General features: G+C 50.1%; 19 protein-coding genes and 1 pseudogene. 7 read left to right on the top strand and 13 right to left on the bottom strand.

The window, feature by feature from the left end:
* Positions 1–172: 172 nt before the first annotated feature.
* The 11 genes and pseudogenes from IQ217_RS05765 to purN form a co-directional block, all read right to left on the bottom strand.
* Positions 173–1,651 (bottom strand): AMP-binding protein, encoded by a 1,479-nt coding sequence (locus IQ217_RS05765; RefSeq protein ID WP_194019244.1) that lies wholly within the window; start codon positions 1,649–1,651, stop codon positions 173–175.
* A gap of 6 nt (positions 1,652–1,657) precedes the next feature.
* Entirely contained in the window at positions 1,658–2,104 is a 447-nt protein-coding gene (locus tag IQ217_RS05760) for a gamma-glutamylcyclotransferase family protein (protein WP_194019243.1), read from the bottom strand.
* Positions 2,091–2,567, bottom strand: a pseudogene (locus IQ217_RS05755) (hypothetical protein). Before IQ217_RS05755 ends, IQ217_RS05760 begins: the two are co-directional and overlap by 14 nt.
* Before the next feature lie 126 nt (positions 2,568–2,693).
* Positions 2,694–4,295, bottom strand: coding sequence for a murein biosynthesis integral membrane protein MurJ (gene murJ / locus IQ217_RS05750; RefSeq protein ID WP_194019241.1), 1,602 nt, complete (start codon positions 4,293–4,295; stop codon positions 2,694–2,696).
* A gap of 102 nt (positions 4,296–4,397) precedes the next feature.
* Complete coding sequence (locus tag IQ217_RS05745; RefSeq protein ID WP_194019240.1) at positions 4,398–4,913, bottom strand: PAS domain-containing protein; 516 nt, start codon at positions 4,911–4,913, stop codon at positions 4,398–4,400.
* Positions 4,914–5,013: 100 nt separating this feature from the next.
* Positions 5,014–7,029, bottom strand: a complete 2,016-nt coding sequence (locus IQ217_RS05740) for a DICT sensory domain-containing protein (RefSeq protein WP_194019239.1) — start codon at positions 7,027–7,029, stop codon at positions 5,014–5,016.
* 195 nt (positions 7,030–7,224) lie between these two features.
* Positions 7,225–7,629, bottom strand: a complete 405-nt coding sequence (locus tag IQ217_RS05735; protein ID WP_199309718.1) for a CAAD domain-containing protein — start codon at positions 7,627–7,629, stop codon at positions 7,225–7,227.
* 102 nt (positions 7,630–7,731) lie between these two features.
* Entirely contained in the window at positions 7,732–8,490 is a 759-nt protein-coding gene (locus IQ217_RS05730; RefSeq protein WP_194019238.1) for a class I SAM-dependent methyltransferase, read from the bottom strand.
* A 23-nt stretch (positions 8,491–8,513) separates the two neighbouring features.
* Complete coding sequence (locus tag IQ217_RS05725) at positions 8,514–10,013, bottom strand: AAA family ATPase (RefSeq protein ID WP_194019237.1); 1,500 nt, start codon at positions 10,011–10,013, stop codon at positions 8,514–8,516.
* 10 nt (positions 10,014–10,023) lie between these two features.
* Entirely contained in the window at positions 10,024–10,746 is a 723-nt protein-coding gene (locus IQ217_RS05720) for a PD-(D/E)XK nuclease family protein (protein WP_194019236.1), read from the bottom strand.
* A complete protein-coding gene (gene purN / locus IQ217_RS05715; RefSeq protein ID WP_194019235.1) occupies positions 10,743–11,396 on the bottom strand; it encodes a phosphoribosylglycinamide formyltransferase in 654 nt (217 codons plus the stop codon). The genes IQ217_RS05720 and purN overlap by 4 nt, the downstream gene beginning before the upstream one ends.
* Before the next feature lie 116 nt (positions 11,397–11,512).
* Here purN and psbX point away from each other — a divergent pair, with 116 nt between their 5' ends.
* Positions 11,513–11,632, top strand: a complete 120-nt coding sequence (gene psbX / locus IQ217_RS05710; protein ID WP_190598576.1) for a photosystem II reaction center X protein — start codon at positions 11,513–11,515, stop codon at positions 11,630–11,632.
* A 163-nt stretch (positions 11,633–11,795) separates the two neighbouring features.
* On the opposite strand, the gene IQ217_RS05705 is transcribed toward psbX, so the two are convergent.
* Positions 11,796–12,206 carry a hypothetical protein gene (locus IQ217_RS05705; protein WP_190598577.1) on the bottom strand — a complete coding sequence of 137 codons (411 nt, stop codon included), beginning with the start codon at positions 12,204–12,206 and terminating at the stop codon, positions 11,796–11,798.
* A gap of 191 nt (positions 12,207–12,397) precedes the next feature.
* On the opposite strand from IQ217_RS05705, the gene uvrB reads away from it, so the two are divergent.
* The 3 genes from uvrB to vapC all read left to right on the top strand — a co-directional run bounded on the left by uvrB (position 12,398) and on the right by vapC (position 15,154).
* Positions 12,398–14,407, top strand: a complete 2,010-nt coding sequence (gene uvrB / locus IQ217_RS05700) for an excinuclease ABC subunit UvrB (RefSeq protein ID WP_194019234.1) — start codon at positions 12,398–12,400, stop codon at positions 14,405–14,407.
* 149 nt (positions 14,408–14,556) lie between these two features.
* Positions 14,557–14,769 (top strand): type II toxin-antitoxin system VapB family antitoxin, encoded by a 213-nt coding sequence (locus tag IQ217_RS05695; protein ID WP_194019233.1) that lies wholly within the window; start codon positions 14,557–14,559, stop codon positions 14,767–14,769.
* Positions 14,756–15,154 carry a type II toxin-antitoxin system VapC family toxin gene (gene vapC, locus IQ217_RS05690; RefSeq protein WP_194019232.1) on the top strand — a complete coding sequence of 133 codons (399 nt, stop codon included), beginning with the start codon at positions 14,756–14,758 and terminating at the stop codon, positions 15,152–15,154. Before IQ217_RS05695 ends, vapC begins: the two co-directional genes overlap by 14 nt.
* Positions 15,155–15,214: 60 nt before the next feature.
* On the opposite strand, the gene folK is transcribed toward vapC, so the two are convergent.
* Positions 15,215–15,802, bottom strand: a complete 588-nt coding sequence (gene folK / locus IQ217_RS05685; RefSeq protein ID WP_194019231.1) for a 2-amino-4-hydroxy-6-hydroxymethyldihydropteridine diphosphokinase — start codon at positions 15,800–15,802, stop codon at positions 15,215–15,217.
* 235 nt (positions 15,803–16,037) lie between these two features.
* Between folK and IQ217_RS05680 the strand changes: the two genes are divergently transcribed.
* The 3 genes from IQ217_RS05680 to IQ217_RS05670 all read left to right on the top strand — a co-directional run.
* The gene (locus IQ217_RS05680) at positions 16,038–18,329 is read left to right on the top strand and encodes a mechanosensitive ion channel family protein (RefSeq protein WP_228025701.1); all 2,292 of its coding nucleotides are present in this window, start codon (positions 16,038–16,040) and stop codon (positions 18,327–18,329) included.
* 47 nt (positions 18,330–18,376) lie between these two features.
* Positions 18,377–19,159, top strand: coding sequence for an ABC transporter ATP-binding protein (locus IQ217_RS05675; protein ID WP_194019229.1), 783 nt, complete (start codon positions 18,377–18,379; stop codon positions 19,157–19,159).
* Positions 19,160–19,288: 129 nt separating this feature from the next.
* Positions 19,289–19,615 (top strand): HAS-barrel domain-containing protein (locus tag IQ217_RS05670; RefSeq protein ID WP_276529752.1); only part of this gene is annotated, 327 nt, incomplete at its 3' end.

Genomic DNA, 19,615 nt, shown 5'->3' with positions numbered 1-19,615 from the left:
ACAACAATTAACCGCATCGACAATTTTTTCTAACCCAGGCTAACACAACGGCTTGACTAGGGTTTAGGTTCCCATACGGACAGCAGAAATCAACGTCAAAAATTTGTTGACCCCGACTTACTTGAATCCTCGACAACGTCAGTAAATAACTCATACCCACGGATTATTGCCGTTACCCCTTATCTTTGACCCCTAGTTGCTCCGTGGCCCAGGTTTGCCAAAATTGGTAGTTTAATTTGCCCAAAGACGATCGCCGTAGAGTCGGCACAGGAAACCAATGCTTAGGACATTTCGGCCCACTTAACTGGGCTTTCACCCGCTGGCTCAGGTTGACCAAATCATCCCCCTGACTCGGTTTGGGAACATAGACTGCCACCAACATTTCTCCCCAATGGCGATCGCCAACTCCGACGATGACTACATCTTGGACTAAATTCTGGTCGAGCAAAAAGGCTTCGATTTCCTCTGGGTCAATGTTTTCTCCACCGCTGATCAGACGCCGACCCCGACGGCCAGTGACATGTAGGTAGCCATGGTGGCAATAACCCAAATCCCCGGTGGTGAAAATTGCTTCTTTCTGGCCTGTCCCTTGGGATACATAACCCTGGAATAAAGCATCGGATTGGATATTGATTATGCCCACGGTGCCGGGGGAAACTGCTTCCCCGTCGGAGTTGGTGATGGTGAGCCGCACATGGGGTAACAACTTCCCTACCCCCGTTTGGCCAGCCAGAAACTCTGCTGGGGTGAGGGTGGCAATTTGGGCGGCAGTTTCCGTCATGCCATAGGTGGGGGCGAGGTTAAGTCCAGCCGCTTTTGCTTTGGCCAACAGTGCAGGCCAGGCCGGGGCTCCCCCTAAAAAAATTAGCCGGAAGTTTTTTAACCAAGCACCATGGCGATCCAGTAAATATGCCAACTGGGTGGGCACTAGGGAAGTGACGTAGTCGGGGGGTAAAGGAGGGGGAAATTGTTTTACCAAGCCATAGTCTAAGGGGCTAAAGTTCCCCGCTGTCAGGGCCGATCGCCACCATTGCATAAAGCCGCCCACATGGTAGAGGGGAAGCAAACAAAAACTGTTAATTTGCCCATGGCGGGGTAATAGGGGGGCAAGACACTGCCTTAAACCGCCCACTGCCACGGTCAAGTTCTGGGGGCTATGGAGAGCAAAACGGATTGTGCCCGAAGAGCCGCCAGTGGGAAAACCAATTAATAGTTCTGACTTTTTCGAAGCTGGTTGATTTTCTGGAGTGATGGTCTGGCGGTGAACGGAATTTACTGCCGAATTACTATTGGTGAGCTTTAACCATTGTTGTTGCCATATCAATGGTCCCCAGAGGCGATCGGGGTGCAAAAATTGGGTTACTTGTTGCCATTCCCTTTGTTGCCATTGGTGATTGGCAATGAATAATGTCCCCCGGCCAACTCGCAAAAAAGCTACCACGGCAGCCCAAACTTTGGCTGATTCTGTTTCTGCTAATAAAACCTGGGGATTGGATAATTCCCCTAGGCTCTGTTGATATTCCTGCATCCATTCATGCCAACGGGGAGGCAGTTCTTGCTCTAATGTCGCCAAACCCCTCTGGAGGGAACCCTCTAGGGCCGAGGCAATGGTCTGGGGACAGCTTGGCAAAGAGTGGGTCTTAATCTCCATGGGAGCTTAGGCGATAGATTTCTGCTGGCTAGACCAACGGCCATTGGGAAGATAAATTCCTCCATACTGCTCAATTTTTTCAGGATCCATGCGGTAGAGCCACGCTTCCGTCATCACCTGATCTTGGGGGTCAAATACCTTAGCCCAGCAACGATCATACACGTTCTCTTGGGGCGATCGCCCTGGTTGATAATCTTCCAAACTATCCAGATGCTCCAGGGAAAAGCCGGCCGCAAAGGTGAGGCAATAGCCCCAAACCCTATCTTCCCCGATCGCCAGGGCTGGATAGCCAAAATTTGGCAAATGGTAGATCCGTCCCCGCACATAGCCCAGGACAGGGGGCTCAATTTGGTGGTGGCAATAGGCTTGGTGATTACACTCTTCTGGCATCAAGGTTCCATAGACAAAAACCTTAATTTTCGTATTCCCGGAGGATGAATTAGTATTCGCCATACTCTTGCAGAAAGCTGAGAAAATCCGTCAGGGCTGATCTGGTATCTGGGTTAGGGGTAAGTTGATACCGTATTTGCGAAATGAAGAATCGATTTTGGATTCTAGCTCGGCCAGCCGCTCGTTGTCTTTCTTGATCTGCTCGGTTTCTTTCTTGATTTGCTCGGTCTCTTTCTCGATCTGCTTTTTATCGTTCCTCGTTCGCAAGATCATCTCGTCTAGTTTCGCGTTCTGTTGCTCGATCCGCTTGATATCGGCTTCGATTTCCAGCGTTCCACTCAAGGCCGAGATTAACCACCAAAGACGCTGTGCCCAAAGTGAACGCCCAGAAACTCCATTCGAGGATGGTGAGGGGGATGGGTTGGAAGGGGGTGGTGTCGATGTTGCCATAAAACCTCAATAATGCCGCTACAGCATACAAAAATGTGGTTAGGGAGCGGGGTAATAGGGCCAAGAAGGTTGCCATGGCATCATTCTAGCTAATTCAAGCAGATAGTACTGACAGAGAGGTTGATAGTAACAATATTGATATGTGCTGGAACAGCTAAAAAACCCAACTCTTTCATTGTCCTTGGGAAAATTTCTTTGCTGCCTAAACCCGTTTGAATTTTTTCCACAGGCGATCGCCTAGTAAATTGACCTCTGGGACTTTGGCAAAGGCCACCCCCACAGTGAACACCACCAGGATAATGCTGGACATGGTCAGCACTTCCAGGATATTCTCCACCAAGCTATCCACCCCCCAAAGTTTCTGCCACAGCACACTCCCCTGCCAACCCGCCACACTGGCGATCGCCGTAACACCAACCAGTTTGCCCAGGTCAATGAGCCAGCCCCACAGATTCAGACCAGCTAGACGACGGTTCAGCATCCAAATAAAGATAACCATAGAAAAAAGATTTACCCCCACCGTTGCCATGACAATGCCCACTGTGCCAAAGGGTTTATAGAAGAGGAAATCCAATAAACCATTCAGGAAAATGTTAAATAGACTGACCTTGAAAGGACTGTTCCCGTCCCCCAGGGCATAAAATACCCGCACCAACACATCCCGACCAAGGTAGAAAAACATGCCTAAACCGTAGGCTGCCAACACCGGAGCCACCTCCGCCGCCGCCTCTGCGTCAAAGGCCCCCCGCTCATAAATAACCTGAACAATGGGAATGGCTAGCCCCACTAAAATGGCTGTGAGGGGAAACATGGTCAGGGCGCTTAACATGATTCCCTGGCGGATTCGGAGCCTTAATTCTGACCAATCCTGGGGATCAGCTAAGCGGGAAAATACTGGCAGAAAGGGCACCAAAATCATATTGGAAATAATGCCCAGGGGAGTGAGGGCAACAAAATTGCCATAGCGCATGGCCGCCGCCGCATTGGGAATAAAGGAAGCAAAAAACAGGTTGGTGGCAAAGTTGATATACAACATCCCCGAAGACAGGGTGGCGGGAATCATGACCTGCAAAACTTCCCTTACCCCCGGCAGGGCAAAATTAAACCTCAGCCGCAATTTCCCCATGCCTGCTTTGGCCTGGGGCACAATCTGGGCTAACCATTGCAACACAGCTCCAGCGGTGGTCCCCCCTGCTAGCAAGAGGGAACCCAATAACCAATAGGGTTCGGTGTTTAATTGCTCCCCCAATTGCCACACAGCGGCCCCTAAGCCCACAATGACGGTAATACTGGAAAGCAAAGGACTAATGCTGGGCAATAAGTACTGATCCGCCGCATTCAGGGTACCGAAGCCAATGCCAATTAACCCCGAAAGTAGGGCCATGGGGGCCATAATCTGCAACTGTTGCACCGCCATGCGTCTGGTTTCTGGCTCTAATCCCGGTGCCAGTAGGTCAATAAATATTCCCGCCCCCAGCACCAAAATAATTGTTACCCCAAGCAATACTCCACTAACCAGGGTGGTAACGGTTTCCACTAAGGGAGCCGCCTCTTCCCGGTCCCGTTTCGCTAGCACACTCACCAAAGCACTGTGGAACGGCCCATTAATGCCCCCGAGAAGGATAAAGAGAAAGCCGGGGATCACGTAGGCATAGGCGTAGGCCGTCACCACCGTCCCCACCCCAAAGGCGGCGGCGATGATCTGCTCACGCAATAAACCAAAAACTTTACTGATCAAGGTGGCGATCGCCACAATGCCAGCGATATTAGCCAAGGAACGGGACGATTTACCAGACGGAGACACAGGCTAGATTCCAATAGATCAAGGGGCCATTATGGGGGAAGAGCGGTGGCACGGCCTAATGTTTCCCCAATCAAAGGGGGAGAGCCATGGCTCCATGAGCTCCTAGGCTTCCGACTGTATTGGGTTTAACTGGGCTTCTAACTGGGCCTCCAACATCGCTAATTTGCGCTTTAGGGTGGCATTTTCTTGCACCAGCCCCTGGTTGCGCCGCAGTAAATCCTGTTGCAAAGCAATCTGCTGTTCATTTCTCCGTTGGCGATCGCGCAGATCCCGTAACACGGCCATGGCGTACTGCAATGTACCCTGATGATCAAAAATGGGTGTCCCTGTGACTTCCAAGGGAATGATTTGTCCCCCCTGATGAATTTCCATGTCGTCCACCTGGTAGGTTTCCCCTTGGAGGGCTTTGAGTAACGGTTGTTCGGTGAGGGGATAAAGTTGATTGGTGCCGGTTTGATAGGCTTGGTAAATATCGTTTAATTGGTCGATCGCCGCTTCGGGCCAAAGGCCTTTTCCTAGGAGATTAATGGCGGCGAGGTTGGCATAAACTGGTCTACCCTTGGCATTGACGACGAAAATACCGAGGGGAAAAGCATCGAAAAAAGTTTTAAACTCCATGTTGGGACTGAGACCGGCACTATCGTTGGCAGATAGCGAATAGGCAGTGCGGTTATTTTTTAAATTGAATTAATTGAGTTAGGTAATTTAAGAAAAAATCTTATTTTCTTTTACCCCGGGAAGATGCCCTAGGGGCCACGGCTTTTCGCTTTTTGGCCACAATTTCCTCCACGGTGGGGCCAGGGTTCTCTGGCAAGACAATGGGGACGGTGAAATGGAACTGAGTGCCGTGGTTTTTACCATCGGAAGCGGCCCAAATTGCCCCCCCCCAACCGCTGACAATTTGTCGACAGATGGCTAGGCCAATGCCGGTGCCCCCCCGACTGCGGCGTAAAGCTCCTTCTTCTTGATAAAAACGATCAAATACGGTTTCCAGGCGGTTGGGCTCAATGCCCCGCCCTGTATCGGTGATGGTAACTTCCAATTGGGATGGATTCGGGCGATCAACGGCGATGGAAATCTTACCATTGCTGGGGGTGAATTTGATGGCGTTATCCAAAAGTTTGGTCAACAATTCCACTAACCATTCCCCGTCTGCCTCCACCATGGGGGTTTCTCCGTTCACCTGATTAATAATGGCGGGCACCTCTTGGCCACGATTGTGGGCCCGGATATGGCTCAAGGAAAGTTCCACGCATTCCTCCAGGGAAATCGGCTCTGCGTTCCATTCCACCCGGCCACTTTCTAGCTGGGACAATGTGAGGAAATCCTGCACCAGTTTACGCATCCTCTCCGCATCCTCCAGGGCGGTGTTTAACATCACCTGCCGTAACTCCTGGGGCATATCCGGTTCCGTGGCCAGGCTTTCTAAACACACTTGGATGGTGGAAAGGGGAGTCCGCAGTTCGTGCCCTGTAATGGCCACCAGGTTAGAACGGGTGCGGTCTAGGGCTGCCAATTGCTCATTCAATTCCTGGAGGTTGGCATAGGATTCCGCTTGGATCAGCGCTACTCCGATCTGGGTGGCCACCCCTTCCACTAGGGTGAGGGCATCGTTCTCCCATTCTGTGGGGGCTGGGCCGCAGTGGTGGAATTCCATCATGCCCAGCAGTCTTTCCCGATAAAAAATCGGCACTAACATCCAAGAAAGGATGGCACAGCTTTTCACCAGGGTTTTCACTTCTCCTGTGGAGGGTCCCGGTTCCCCTAACCTTGGATCTCGGTCAATGTTGTCAATGGCGATCGCCTCCTTGAGGGCCACCACCTGCTGAAACAGGGGATTATCCTTGAGGGGCCAGGGATAACCCTTGATGGAGCCAACACCGCTACTGAGGAATTCATGGCTAATGGTCGCCACCGCATCATCAGCGCTACAGCGGTAAATTACACAGCGACAAATGCCCAGGCCTTGCCCCAGTTTTTCCACTGCCACTTGCATAATTTCCTCTGGATCGAGGGAACGTCGCACCGCCGTTGTGATCGAGTTAAGCAGTCTTTCCCGCTCTTCTTTGTCCTGTAAATTGCGATTGGCTTTAATTAGTTTGTACTGTCCGGCCTGGAGATAGGTAATTAGCCGTTGCACAAAGGGATCGGGGTTATCATCAATGCCCCGGGGGGGGACGGTGCAGGAAGGTTGGAGCCAGGTTTGGGTAGCTTCCTCGATTTTGGCTTGTAACTCTGGACGGTAGACCAAAATCCGTTTTAACAACAGTTCGGCCGCCACCCGGCTCACCTGGCGATCAAAGGTCCAAATCCCCTCAAAACGGCGGTTACTGTCCCATTTATCCTGGGTGGGCCGTTCTCGACAAATTAAGCAACTGGCATAACGATCGCCAATGACCACTAAATGCCATTCCTGGGCGAGGCTATCTTCCGGCGTAAAGGCAATGGTTTCATAAATGCCGGAGCTGTGCTTAAACTCTGTCTCCGGGGCGGAGAGCACATAAACCTGGTTGCTCTTATCGGCAATACGGCGATAGCGATGGGCTTCTTGACGATAAAACCTTTCCCGCTGAAAAGCCGCAATAATCAGGGGATTGCCCGCTGTACTTTCCGCTAACACCTGATCTTCCATGGCGTGGGACAGGGCCGTAAGGGAAGACTTGAAATAGGTTTGGGCCCGCAGACTCGGTAAGGACTGCAATAGCTCTGTGAGGACAGACGGGGAGTTGCTCATCGCTCCTGAAAAAAGGGGAGGAAGAATGGCGGGAAACTAACTCCTAGAATACCAGCCACCGAGGCAATGAGGCGTAAACTGTCCCACCCCGGTGGGTCAGGATGGGTTGGTTTTGACCCAGGGCAGAAAAAATCCCCCGAACATTAAACCCGGAGGACAGGGGCAGGAAAAAGAAGCTGGGGTGGTCTGGAGACACTAACCGCCAAAAATTTGCTCCTTTAATGCACCAAACTCGGAAGCCAACTCTTGGCGTTTTTCGGCTTTCCAAAGGTAACGCCAGATAAACCAAGCGGTGTAGCCCATGCCGATCAACTGTAAAGTTGGTGCCAATAAAGGAATATCATTAATGGCATCGAGCACAGCAATCAAGATTTTGACGCTGATAATGCCCAACAGGATTATGCCCAGGGAAATGAGGGGTTGTTTGTTGTCCTCGAAAAACTCCCCGGTCATTTCAGGAATTTTACCCAGCACTTCCCAGACCGGTTGTAGCCATTCCTGCCAAGCCTGGTCGGTGATTGGGGAATTTTTGGGATTGGGAGTAGTGATTGGTCCTACGTCGGTTTTAACCCCAGCAGTTGCTGTCTTTTGTTCTTCCATCTTCAACCAGTCCTTTATTATTCGGATTGAATGTTTACGGCCCACAGTCCCCCATATTGAGACACTGTTTAGCTTCTGCCCATATTATCGGAAAATTGCTTTTTACACCCCGTCTTGGGCCAGGGCTTTTCCACTTTGACCAAGGGGAAAGGCAAAGCAGTGGTGGAAACCCCTAGGCTCAGTAAAGAGGACCTGGTGCGGCATAAATCCTACTTTTTGACTAATTTCCGCCATGGTAGCCACCAATTCAGGAAAATCGCACTCCTTTATATGGCCGGCGATCGCCTGGATTTGATCAGGGGCAAGGGCGAGCCATTGGCTTTGGGCCCGGTCTAAATAGGCTTGGAGATATTGCTGTCGGTCTTGGTGGGGCTGACGGAAAACGTCATAGATAAGCAGATATCCCCCAGGGCGGAGTAGGGAAAAACAATGGGCAAAAAATTGTTCTTTTTCCTTTAACAGCAGATGGTGCAAGGAAAAACCGGCGTGGATGAGGTCAAAGCTAGCTGGGGCGGTTGGGTTTGCTTGGTTTAAATAGGTCAAAAAATCCGCCTCCCTGAGCTCCACGCGGGGAAAAGTAGCCAAATTTTGCTGGGCGAGGGCGAGGGCATTGGGGGATAAATCCACCCCTGTATAGGAATTAATTTCACTACCCCTCAAAGTTTTGGCGATCGCCTGGGCATCCCCACAGCCAAGGTCTAACAAATCAAACGGGCGATCAAACTGTTGCTTAATCAAGGCCCCCACCGCCTGGTGAATTTGTCGATGGGCCATGTAATTGTGCTCAATCAACTGCTGATAAGTTTGCCATTGCTGAAAAAATTGTTTGGTTTGTTCAGTGGGTCTGGGGAAGTTGGCCATGGGGAAGAAAACGAGGTAAACGGTCAGCTGATGGCGGGAAAACCGCTGTCCCTGGAGGCTAAACGAGCTTTACCGGCGGCGGCCCACTCCTGCAAAAATTGGATTTGTTCCTTGGCGGTGCGGGCTAGGGGCACCACTTGGCTAGCGGCAGAAAGAATGTCATCGGTGGTGAATTCCCGATTCTGGCTAAAGCCGATGTGCATAGCTTCCACCAAAATTTGCTCAATTTCTGCGCCAGAAAAATCTGGAGTTTCGTAGGCCAGGCGGGGAATGTCATAATCGCTCATTTTATGGGGGCGCAGGCGATGCAGATGGACGGCGAAAATGGCCTCCCTTTCCGTTTTATTGGGCAGTCCCACAAAGAAAATTTCGTCAAAGCGGCCCTTCCGCAACAGTTCCGGCGGCAGACTCTGGACATTATTAGCGGTGGCCACCACAAAGACCGGGGAAGTTTTTTCCGCTAGCCAGGTGATAAACGCCCCAAACACCCTGCTGGTGGTGCCTCCATCCCCCCTACTGTCCATGCCCCCAAAGGCTTTATCAATTTCGTCAATCCAAAACACACAGGGGGCCAAAGCTTCAGCCAGGTTGATCATCTGCCGGGTGCGGGCTTCCGATTCCCCCACCAAGCCGCCAAACAGTCGCCCCACATCCAACCTCAACAGGGGTAGATGCCAATGGTGGGCGATCGCCTTAGCAGTAAGGGATTTGCCGGTGCCTTGGATGCCGGCCAACAGTAAACCCCGGGGATAGGGCAAACCGTAACGCCGGGCCTGCTCACTGAAGGCTCCCCCCCGCCGGAGCAACCAATCCTTGAGATTATCCAGGCCCCCAATGTCGCTGATGCGTTCACTAGCAGGATAAAAATCAAGGATTTGGGTTTGGCGGATGGATTGACGTTTTTCCTCCAACATCAATTCCACATCGTCTGCTCCTAACTGGCCATGGTCCGCGAGGCAACGGGCCAACACCCGCCGGATTCTTTCCATGGATAAACCCTGGGCTGCTCTGCTCCACTCATCCCGTAAGGCTGGCTCTAGGGTCTGGCCCAAACCACTGAGTAATCGTTCGATTTCCCCTTGAATTTCAAGGCCGCTGGGCAGGGGAAAGTCCACCACCGTGATAATTTCCGCCAACTCGTTGGGGATATAGATCTGGGGCGCAACAATGACAAGATTTTTGGCTTCAGCTTTGAGACGACGGGCTAGATTCCTTAATTTGCGGGAAATGGAAACGTCGTCTAGAAAACGATTAAAGTCCCGTAGAACAAAAATACCGTTGCTACTACCGGGTAATTTTTCGATAAATTCTAAGGCTTGCAGGGGATTGCGGCGCCCCACATTGGCCCCATTGGGATTGCCCTGGTAGCCCTCCACAAAGTCCCAATAGTAAACCGAGCGATTGCCCAACTTCTCCGCACTGGTGGCGATCGCCATTTCCAGTCGTTCTTCTTCCTGGGTGGGAATATAGAGCAGGGGGTAACAGGCCCGCAGTAACAATTCAAATTCTTCACTAAAAGTCATGGGCAAATAACTAGTCTGGTGGAAAAAACTGTTCGTGGTAAGGACAACGGTTGCAATTATGGCGGTGGGGCAGGGGGGCACGGTGTCGGTGCCAAGCCGCTAATCCTTGGCGAAATTGCTGCAGTAAATCGGTTAACTCCCGTTCTGTGGCCCTGTGCTGAGCTTCGTTGTAGGCGATGGTATAGTGCTGGATTTTGTCCGGTGATTGCACAAACCAATAGGTCATGGATAATTGTTCGGGGGGATAGGCGCTCGTTGCCGCTAATACGTACAGGTAAAGCTTAGTCTGCCAATGGTGGTGCAGTTTTTCCGGTTTGGCAGGTTGGGGATAGGTTTTCCAATCAAAAATCTGCCCCTGGTCCGGGGTAAGCACCAATAGGTCATAGACTACCGTCAAGAGGACATCGTCCCTGGCTAAGGTTCGTTGATGTTCCGCTTGCCTTTGGCTGGAGGGCAGGTGGAGCGCTGGCACTGTGGCAATTAAATTTTTCAGGGAACCTAATAGATTCACTTCCTGGGGGTCGAGGTTGGGGGTCGCTAAAGTTTCCAGGGGTAAACCCAAAGTCCATTGTTGAACCAGTTGGTGGAAATTTTGTCCCCATTCCGTTTTGGCTTGGCGCTGGGGTTCCAGTAAACTGCCCAACTGTTCCCAATAGCGCCGCTGAAATTGGGGCGGGCAAATACTCAACAATTGCAGGTGACCTTGGCTGAGGGAAAAATAGGGAGCAGTCATGGGCTTGGCTGGGCGGCAAGGGCGATCGCCAGGGGAAAGAGGCGATGTTCTTGGACTTGAATACGTTGATGGAGAGTCTCCCCCGTATCATGGGGCAAAATTGGCACCACGGCCTGGGCCACAATGGGACCACTGTCCACCGTTGCTTCGGCGTAATGCACTGTGCAACCACTCACTTTTACCCCCGCTGCCAAGGCCTGTTCTACGGCCCGCACGCCCCGAAAACTGGGTAATAAACTAGGGTGAATATTCAACACCCGCCGACTAAAAGCATCCAATAATACTGGGGTGACAATCCGCATCCAACCGGCCATGATGACCCATTCCACCCCTGCTTGGCGAAAATGCTCCACAATGTCTTGATCCAATGCTTCTCGACTGGCGTAGTCCCGATGGTTGAGTAATCGGTGGGGCACTCCATGGTTCATGGCCCGTTGTTTGACGCCAGCATCAGGGTTGTTATAAATCACCAGCTTTACTGCCCCATTTAAATTCCCCTCCTTAATGGCCCTGGCGATCGCCTCAAAATTACTGCCACTGCCGGAGGCCATCACCCCCAGGGATAAACAGCGGGGTTGGGGAATATTTTCTAAAGCAATGGGGGGGGAAATGAAACTCAAGTTATCCGACAGATCTGACATAGCCGACATAGGTTAAAAATCAGGGGCTTGGGCCCCGGAGCAATCCTGCCCTCAACGGGCTAACTTTGACATCCGATGGCGATAGAATGGGGAGCGATGTCTTTATAAAATGAGGTTAACGCGATATGACCCCTTCTTTAGCAAACTTTCTCTGGAGCCTGGTGTTGGGTGCTGCCATTGTACTGATCCCCGCCACCATTGGGTTAATTTTCATCAGCCAAAAAGACAAAATCAGCCGATCCTAGGTTCTTCCCAGGAGAAATTAGATAGTGAAAACCTCCAGTCGGCCATAGTTTCCGAAGCTGGAGGCTCATTTTTAGTAGATTTATGTTGGTCCGTTGTACCCGTGGCGATCGCCTAGGTTTAAGCTCAGGGCAAGGGAACAAAGCGAAAATTCCCACCGGAAAATTAATCTAGGTAACCCATCAGGGTGTTGGGATCATCAATCTCGTTGGAAGCTACCGGGCGATTGCCAGCGGTGATTTCGCTGATGTGGAGATGGCTCAGGGCAATGGGACGGTTACCGGAAACGGTCATGGTACTGCTCACTTCCATGGTGCTGGCCCCCACAGGTCTGGTGGCTCCCATGGAACCGTAGGTACTTACCACATGGATCTTGCTGGCTTCAATGGGGCGATTAGTGGGCATGCCCTTGGGGGTAGGCAGTAGATCAAGACCACCGATATGTTTGGGTTTGACCAGGGCGGACTCATCCTTGCTGGAACCGGCTCTGGGACGACGACCCCGATTGGTGGTGCTGGCTTTGCTGGTGGTTTCTTCGCTGGGGGTGGTGTTGGGCCCCTGCTGTTCCTCAGTCATGCTGTTTATCTCCTTAATATAAATATTCGATTAATCGATCGACAATAAACCAGTGTGCGAGACAGACAGGCCACCCACCGTGTTTTGTTAGCATTACTCTGCTTGTTTTCAAAGATACACCGCTGAATGGCCAGCCAAGATAGATATCTTTAATCAGCCCCATTATCCCAGACTATAGCCCCTTTGCCGCTATGACTTCTGACCTGTTTTCCCTCCACGCACCCTTTCGTCCCACCGGAGATCAACCCACGGCGATCGCCAGTTTGCTTGATTCTTTGCAGGGGCAACACAAGTTCCAGACCCTGCTGGGGGCAACGGGCACAGGGAAGACCTTCACCATGGCTTCGGTGATTGCGGAATTGGGCAGACCGACATTAGTATTGGCTCATAATAAAACCTTGGCAGCCCAGTTATGTAATGAACTACGGCAATTTTTTCCTGAAAATGCGGTGGAATATTTTATTAGTTACTACGACTATTACCAGCCGGAAGCCTACATTCCCGTCACGGATACCTACATTGAAAAAACCGCCTCCATCAACGATGAAATTGATATGTTGCGCCACTCGGCCACCCGCTCCCTGTTTGAACGGCAGGACGTCATTGTGGTGGCCTCCATCAGTTGTATTTACGGTTTAGGTATTCCTAGTCAATATCTAAAGGCGGCCGTTCCCCTCCAGGTGGGGGCCGAATATGACCCCCGGTTAGTGATTCGGGACTTAGTCAATGTGCAATATAGCCGCAACGATATGGAGCTACAGCGGGGACGATTTCGCCTCAAAGGAGATGTGTTGGAAATTGTGCCAGCCTATGAAGACCGGGTAATTCGCATTGAATTTTTTGGTGATGAAGTGGAAGCCCTACGGTTAATTGATCCCGTCAGCGGCGAAATTTTGCAAAGTTTAGACCGCATTAGCATTTATCCCGCCCGTCACTTTGTGACCCCAGAAGAAACACTAGAAAAAGCCTGTCAGCAAATCCAAACGGAAATGGAGCAACAGGTAGCTTTTCTAGAAAAAAATAATCTTTTAGTCGAAGCGCAACGGCTCAGCCAACGCACTCGCTATGACCTGGAAATGTTGCGGGAGGTGGGCTATTGCAACGGAGTAGAAAACTATTCCCGTTATTTAGCCGATCGCCAGGCGGGGGAACCACCGGAATGTTTAGTGGACTATTTTCCCGAAGATTGGCTGTTAGTAATTGATGAATCCCATGTGACCATTCCCCAATTGCGGGGCATGTATAACGGGGATCAAGCCAGAAAAAAAGTCTTAATCGACCATGGTTTTCGTCTGCCCAGTGCGGCGGATAATCGACCCTTAAAAGCAGAGGAATTTTGGCAAAAAGTTAAACAATGTGTGTTTGTTTCTGCTACCCCAGGAGTTTGGGAAATAGAACAATCAGAAGCCAGGGTAATTGAGCAGGTAATTCGTCCCACTGGGGTTCTCGATCCGGAAATTTTTGTCCGTCCCACCACCGGACAAGTGGATGATTTATATGGCGAAATTCAAACCAGGGTATCTCTGAAGGAACGGGTATTAATCACCACCTTAACCAAACGCATGGCGGAGGATTTAACGGAATACTTTTCCGAGCGGGGTATCAAAGTTCAATATCTCCATTCCGAGATTCAATCTATCCAACGGATTGAAATTTTACAAGGTTTGCGGGACGGAGAATTTGATGTGTTAATTGGGGTAAATTTACTGCGGGAAGGGTTAGATTTGCCGGAAGTTTCCCTGGTGGTCATCATGGATGCGGACAAGGAAGGCTTTTTGCGGGCAGAAAGATCTTTGATTCAAACCATTGGCCGGGCCGCCCGTCACATTCGCGGGCAAGCAATTTTATACGCCGATAATTTCACCGATAGTATGCAAAAGGCGATCGCCGAAACGGAAAGGAGGAGAAAAATTCAGCAAGAATATAATGAAAAGCATGGCATTACCCCCCAACCCATTAATAAGCGGGCCAACAATGCAATTTTGCAATTCCTGGATATTTCCCGCCGTTTAAATAGCCAACAGTTGGAAGAAGTGTATGAACAGGCCCAGGATTTACCCCTAGAAAAAATCCCCGATTTAATTCAACAATTGGAAGAAAAAATGCAGGAAGCAGCTAAAAAACAGGAGTTTGAAGTGGCCGCCACCTACCGAGACCGCATCCAACATTTACGAGATCGCCTTTTGGGGCACAAAAGTTAAATTGTCACCGCTCAACTCTTGATGGCATCAATGCTTTGGACACAGCGATCCCAAAAATCTTTTTCCCTTTTAGCAATGATTGGTCTATAAGCATTCGGCTATAATTTACTGCCAATTCCCTTGAAATAAACGAGTTGCACGATTACCTTATGCAAATCACTATTAACCTCGACGACTCCCTCCTTAACAAGGCTTTTCAACTCACTCATCTTTCGACTAAGGAAGAACTGCTTAACCTTGCCCTAGAAGAATTTGTGCGATCACGCCGTAAGAAAAACCTGCTCGACCTTGCAGGGCAAATTCAGTTTGCTAAGGATTTCGACCACAAAGATCTGCGGGACACTCGCTATGCTGCTGATTGATACTTCTGTTTGGATCAGCGTCTTCCGGGACCCTACAGGTCAAGTCCGCCAAAAACTTGAAACATTAATTGACGATCGTGATGTTTTTCTAGCACGTTTCACTCAGCTTGAGATGCTGCAGGGGAGTTTGAATGAAAAAGAGTGGATGCTGCTTTCCACCTATCTTGAAACTCAGGACTATGTGGAACTGACAAATGGTTCCTGGCAAAAAGCAGCGCGGATTTTCTATGATTTGCGTCGTCAGGGGCTAACGGTCCGCAGTCCAATTGATTGCTGTATCGCTCAAGTTGCATTGGAGAATAATTTACTGTTGGTTCACAATGATCGTGATTTTGAGACGATTGCCCAGGTGCGTTTACTCCAACACTTCCCGTTTCAGCCTTGAACTTTTTGTCAGGCGATCGGTTTCTGCCAAAATCTCCTATTCCCATAACTATATTTGGTCTTATTTATGAAGTGCCATAACGCTTGGAGTCAAAACTTGCTCTGATTCCATTCTCCCTCCTAATTCTGGCCCCGGAGCAACGGGCCAAACCGTGGTGCAATCCACCTGCCCAACTAACTGGGTGATGGTTTTTCCTGACCGGGGATCAACCCAGTCCGGCGCAATTTCTGCTAGGGGCACTAGCACAAACGGTCTGAATTGCATTTGAGGATGGGGAATGGTCAGCTTGGCCTGATCCAGTTGGCGATCGCCGTAGAAAATTAAATCCAAATCCAGGGTGCGGGGCCCCCATTTTTCCAAACGAATGCGGCCAAATTTTTGTTCAATGGTCAGCAAAATTTGCAACAAATCCGGGGGAGATAGACTGACCTGTAAGGTCACACAGCCATTGATATAATCCGGTTGCGGCGGTCCAAAGGCTTGGCTGCGGTACCAACTAGAACAGCGCTCCACTTCAATGCCCGCCACTGAGGCCAATTCGGCGATCGCCCCTTGGAGATTATCCAGCACTGGGCCGATGTTACCCCCCAAACCCACCACTGCCCCATGACGTGGTTGCGGAAAATCTGTAGGGGAAGCGAGAGCCATATAGATAGGGACAGATAAGCTATTCCATCCTACCAAAAACTTTTAACCCCAAGCCCTCAGACCCCATTGACAATTCGATGGATTTGCCTGGTTTGTCACAGAGTTTGAACGGATTGTTACTTCCACCGTCAACTTGGGAAACAACAATGGTCTACATCAACCATTCTTAAAACGTACTCACTGCTAAGATGGCGGTGAATTATTGCAAAAACTTTACAAAACTCCGACCATGCCTATGGGTTACCGACTTGCCACTGTCAAGCGTCTGATTCTGATTTGTCTCCTGGCCTTCACCCTAACGGTGATCATTCCCCCTGCTACAGCGCAAATAGTTTTTTCTGCGGGGGGAACCGATAGCAGTCAGAGTGCCTCCACTACTCCCTGGTGGGATACCAATAAAGCAAGACGTTGTGGCCGGCTCTGGTGCAGTGATGTGTTTTTGCGGGGCAGTTCCCAAGTCACCTTCACCGTGGGGTTAATTCCTAACCCAGAGGAAAGTTCCCAAGCAGCTGCCCAGGCGATCGAAAATCGGGCTAAGCAAGTGGAATCAATTTTTAATTCCATTTATTCTCGGTTAACTGGCTTGAATACAGTGGAAATTCCTGAGAAGAACGTGCAATTTCTTCGTTCCAAGGTTTTTGATCTGAGGCAATCTCGCTTTGGTTATCACTCTAGCCCTGGTAATTGGGGGGAAACGGCCCCGCCCCCTCCTAGCCCCCCAGGCTCCACCAATGCCACACCCGAAACTAAGGAAGACAACCAAGAAAACAGTTCAGTTGAGCGGAGAACCCCTACCACTTCTTTCCGTAACGCTCCCCAGAGTGCTATCCGAATTATTTCTTCCCCAGCGCCTAATTTAGCCAGTGTGGACGCCGACGAAATCCATCCCCTCACCCCCAACGTGGAAGTGGGCATTCAGAACAATGAGACAGTAATTTTTGTACCGAGTCAGCCAGCCCTGGGCCTAGCGCAGCAAACCATTGTTACGGTCAACCAAGCTGACGAAATTATTAATGGTAAGCCCATCAATCTATTGGCCCATGAATGGCGCGACAAAATACAAAGTAGTTTTGATAAGGCTTTATGGGGCCACGAACTGGATCGTCAACATCCTTGGGACCGTTATTACATCAGTGGTGCCTTTATGGTGGTGGCCCTGGCGATCGTCGCCATTATGGGCTTGATTAGGTCTTTTTTCTACCGTCGAGACCGCTATCTACGCCAAGAGTTAAAAATTTTAGCCCAGTCCATCACTAAAGACATTGAGGCAGAAAGTGCTGAATCATTGCGCTTAGCTAGCCAAGAAGCGTCAGAGTCCCCAGAAGCCAACCCCGATCGCCAAGGGGAAGAGGAGGAGAATGGCCATAGGGTGCCATCTAAGGAGGACAGTTTTCCTGGGTATATGCCCCTCGCCAACCAATTTAAACATCGGGTTAACCATGCTTGGCAAAACATCGGCGATTTAGCCAGCTTAAATTTACGGCGGCAAACCCTACTCAAACAACGTCGTAACTTTGCCCTATTAATGTGTTGGACTTTATTATGGCTGCAGATTTCCTGCATTTTTATTGTGGGAGCATTTATCGTTTATGTTTTTCCCTCTACCCGACCCTTTACCTTGTTGTTTATTGGCCAAGCCATGTATTTTCCCCTGCTTTGGATTGGGGTGACTTTAATCGATAAAGTGTGCGGTATTTTTGTTGATGGCTTTCTCAATAATTGGGCTAAGGAACAGCAATCCTATAACGAACAATCTAACCGTTACACCCTCAGGGTCATGACCTATTCCCCAGCCATCAAGGGAGGAATTTCGGCACTGCTGACTATTTTCGGCATCCTGGGCACCATTGCGCTATTTGGCATTAACCCTTTGGTGTTAGCTAGTTTTGGCGGCGTTGCCTTTGTGCTAGCTTTTCTGGGGCGCAACGTGGTGGAAGATATGCTCAATGGCACCCTCATTCTTTGGACAGACCGCTATGCCATCGGTGACGTGGTGCAAATTGGCGATGTTTTTGGTCTGGTGGAGAATATGAATATTTACATCACCCAGTTGCGGGGCCCCGAGGGCCGTTTGAGCACCATTCCCAACGGTAAAATTTCCGTAGTCCAAAATTTGACTAAGGATTGGTCCAGGGCGGAATTTATTGTGGAAATTGACCAGTCCAGTAATGTGGATAAAGCCCTTAATTTAATTCGGGTTGTTTCTGAACAAATGCGGGAAGATCCACTCTGGCAAGAGAAAATTTTGGAACCGGCGGCCATTTTGGGGGTGGATGACATTGCTTCTAAGGGGATTCGACTCCAGGTGTGGATTAAAACCCAAGCAGGACAACATTGGCCCGTGGGCAGGGAATTTCGCCTCAGAATGAAAAAGGCTTTTGAGTTGGCTGGTATTGCTCTGGGGGCTCCCCAGCAGAGGATTGTGTATCATCATCAGGGTCAAAAAAGTAATAACAGCAACGGTAAAACCGAAGGCTCCACTAAGGCGATCGCCTTGGGGCCGCATTTTCCCCAGGAATATAATTAGCCCTTAGACTGGCCGACATAGGCCACTGTCCTTCCTCCCCAAAGCCAATGAGTGACACCGTCCAACCCATTATCGAATTGCGTGGTGTGAGCCAGAGTTTTGGCCGTAAAGTTATCCTCGACGATGTGGACCTAAAAATTTATCCAGGGGAAGCGGTGGGGGTAATTGGGCCATCGGGGACGGGCAAATCAACTATTTTGCGCATTGTGGCCGGCTTGCTCACCCCCGACAGGGGCGAGGTCGTTGTCCATGGCCACCGTCGTCAACGCTCCATTGAAGAAGGGGAAAAAGCTTTAGGGGTGGGTTTAGTGTTTCAGCAGTCGGCCCTGTTTGACTCCCTCACTGTGGCGGAAAATGTTGGTTTTACCCTCTACCGAGATTCAGACCTGCGGCCGAGGGAAATTAGGGCCATTGTGGAAGAAAATTTGGAGTTGGTAGGCCTGCCAGGTATTGGCGATCGATTTCCGGCAGAGTTGTCCGGCGGCATGCGTAAACGGGTCAGTTTGGCCCGGGCGATCGTCATTAATCCTGAACAACATCAGCAATATAAAAACATTTTGCTTTACGATGAACCCACCGCGGGGCTAGACCCAGTGGCATCCACCAGAATCGAGAGTCTAATTCGCCATCTCCTCAGCCAGGATCATGTTTGTTGTTGTTATCTAATTGTTACCCACCAATTCAGCACCATTGAGCACACCACAGACCGGATTATCTTTCTTTACGATGGCAAAATTCAGTGGGATGGTTCTACAGCGGACGCCTACCAATCTGATCATCCTTTATTGAAGCAATTTTTCTCCGGTAGCATCGACGGCCCGATTAGTTAATTGTTGTTTTAATTAAGTTGTGATTTGAGCTTAATGTAATTAAATTCAAATCAGTTTTGAGGGAGGTTTGATGAATTTTAAATTAACACCCTAAAAGTCCATTAATTTACCCTTAATTTTGTCAGTTTTATGCCATCGCCATCAGTCCAATTTAGCCTTGATGAACGCCATCCCCACCACATTGCTGAGGTAATTGAAACCAGCACCACCGGTTTTTTAGCCCAATGTTTGGAACCGGAGGAATTAACCTTTCCTATCATGCCCGCCTTTGGTAGCTGGGTGAAAGCCACAGATGAAGATTCGGGCAATACCATTTTTGCGGTGGTTAGTTACGCTACCACCATGCCCATCGACTCCATTCATCGGGCCAGGGCCCTTGGTCTTTCCCTGGGGGAACTGCGGGAGCAACAGCCCCAAATTTTTGCCATGTTAACCACAGAATTTCAAGCGGCGATC

Origin of the sequence: Synechocystis salina LEGE 00031, assembly GCF_015207985.1 — a bacterium.
Taxonomy (GTDB): Bacteria; Cyanobacteriota; Cyanobacteriia; order Cyanobacteriales; family Microcystaceae; genus Synechocystis; species Synechocystis salina.
This window is presented reverse-complemented; position numbering and strand designations above follow the sequence as displayed.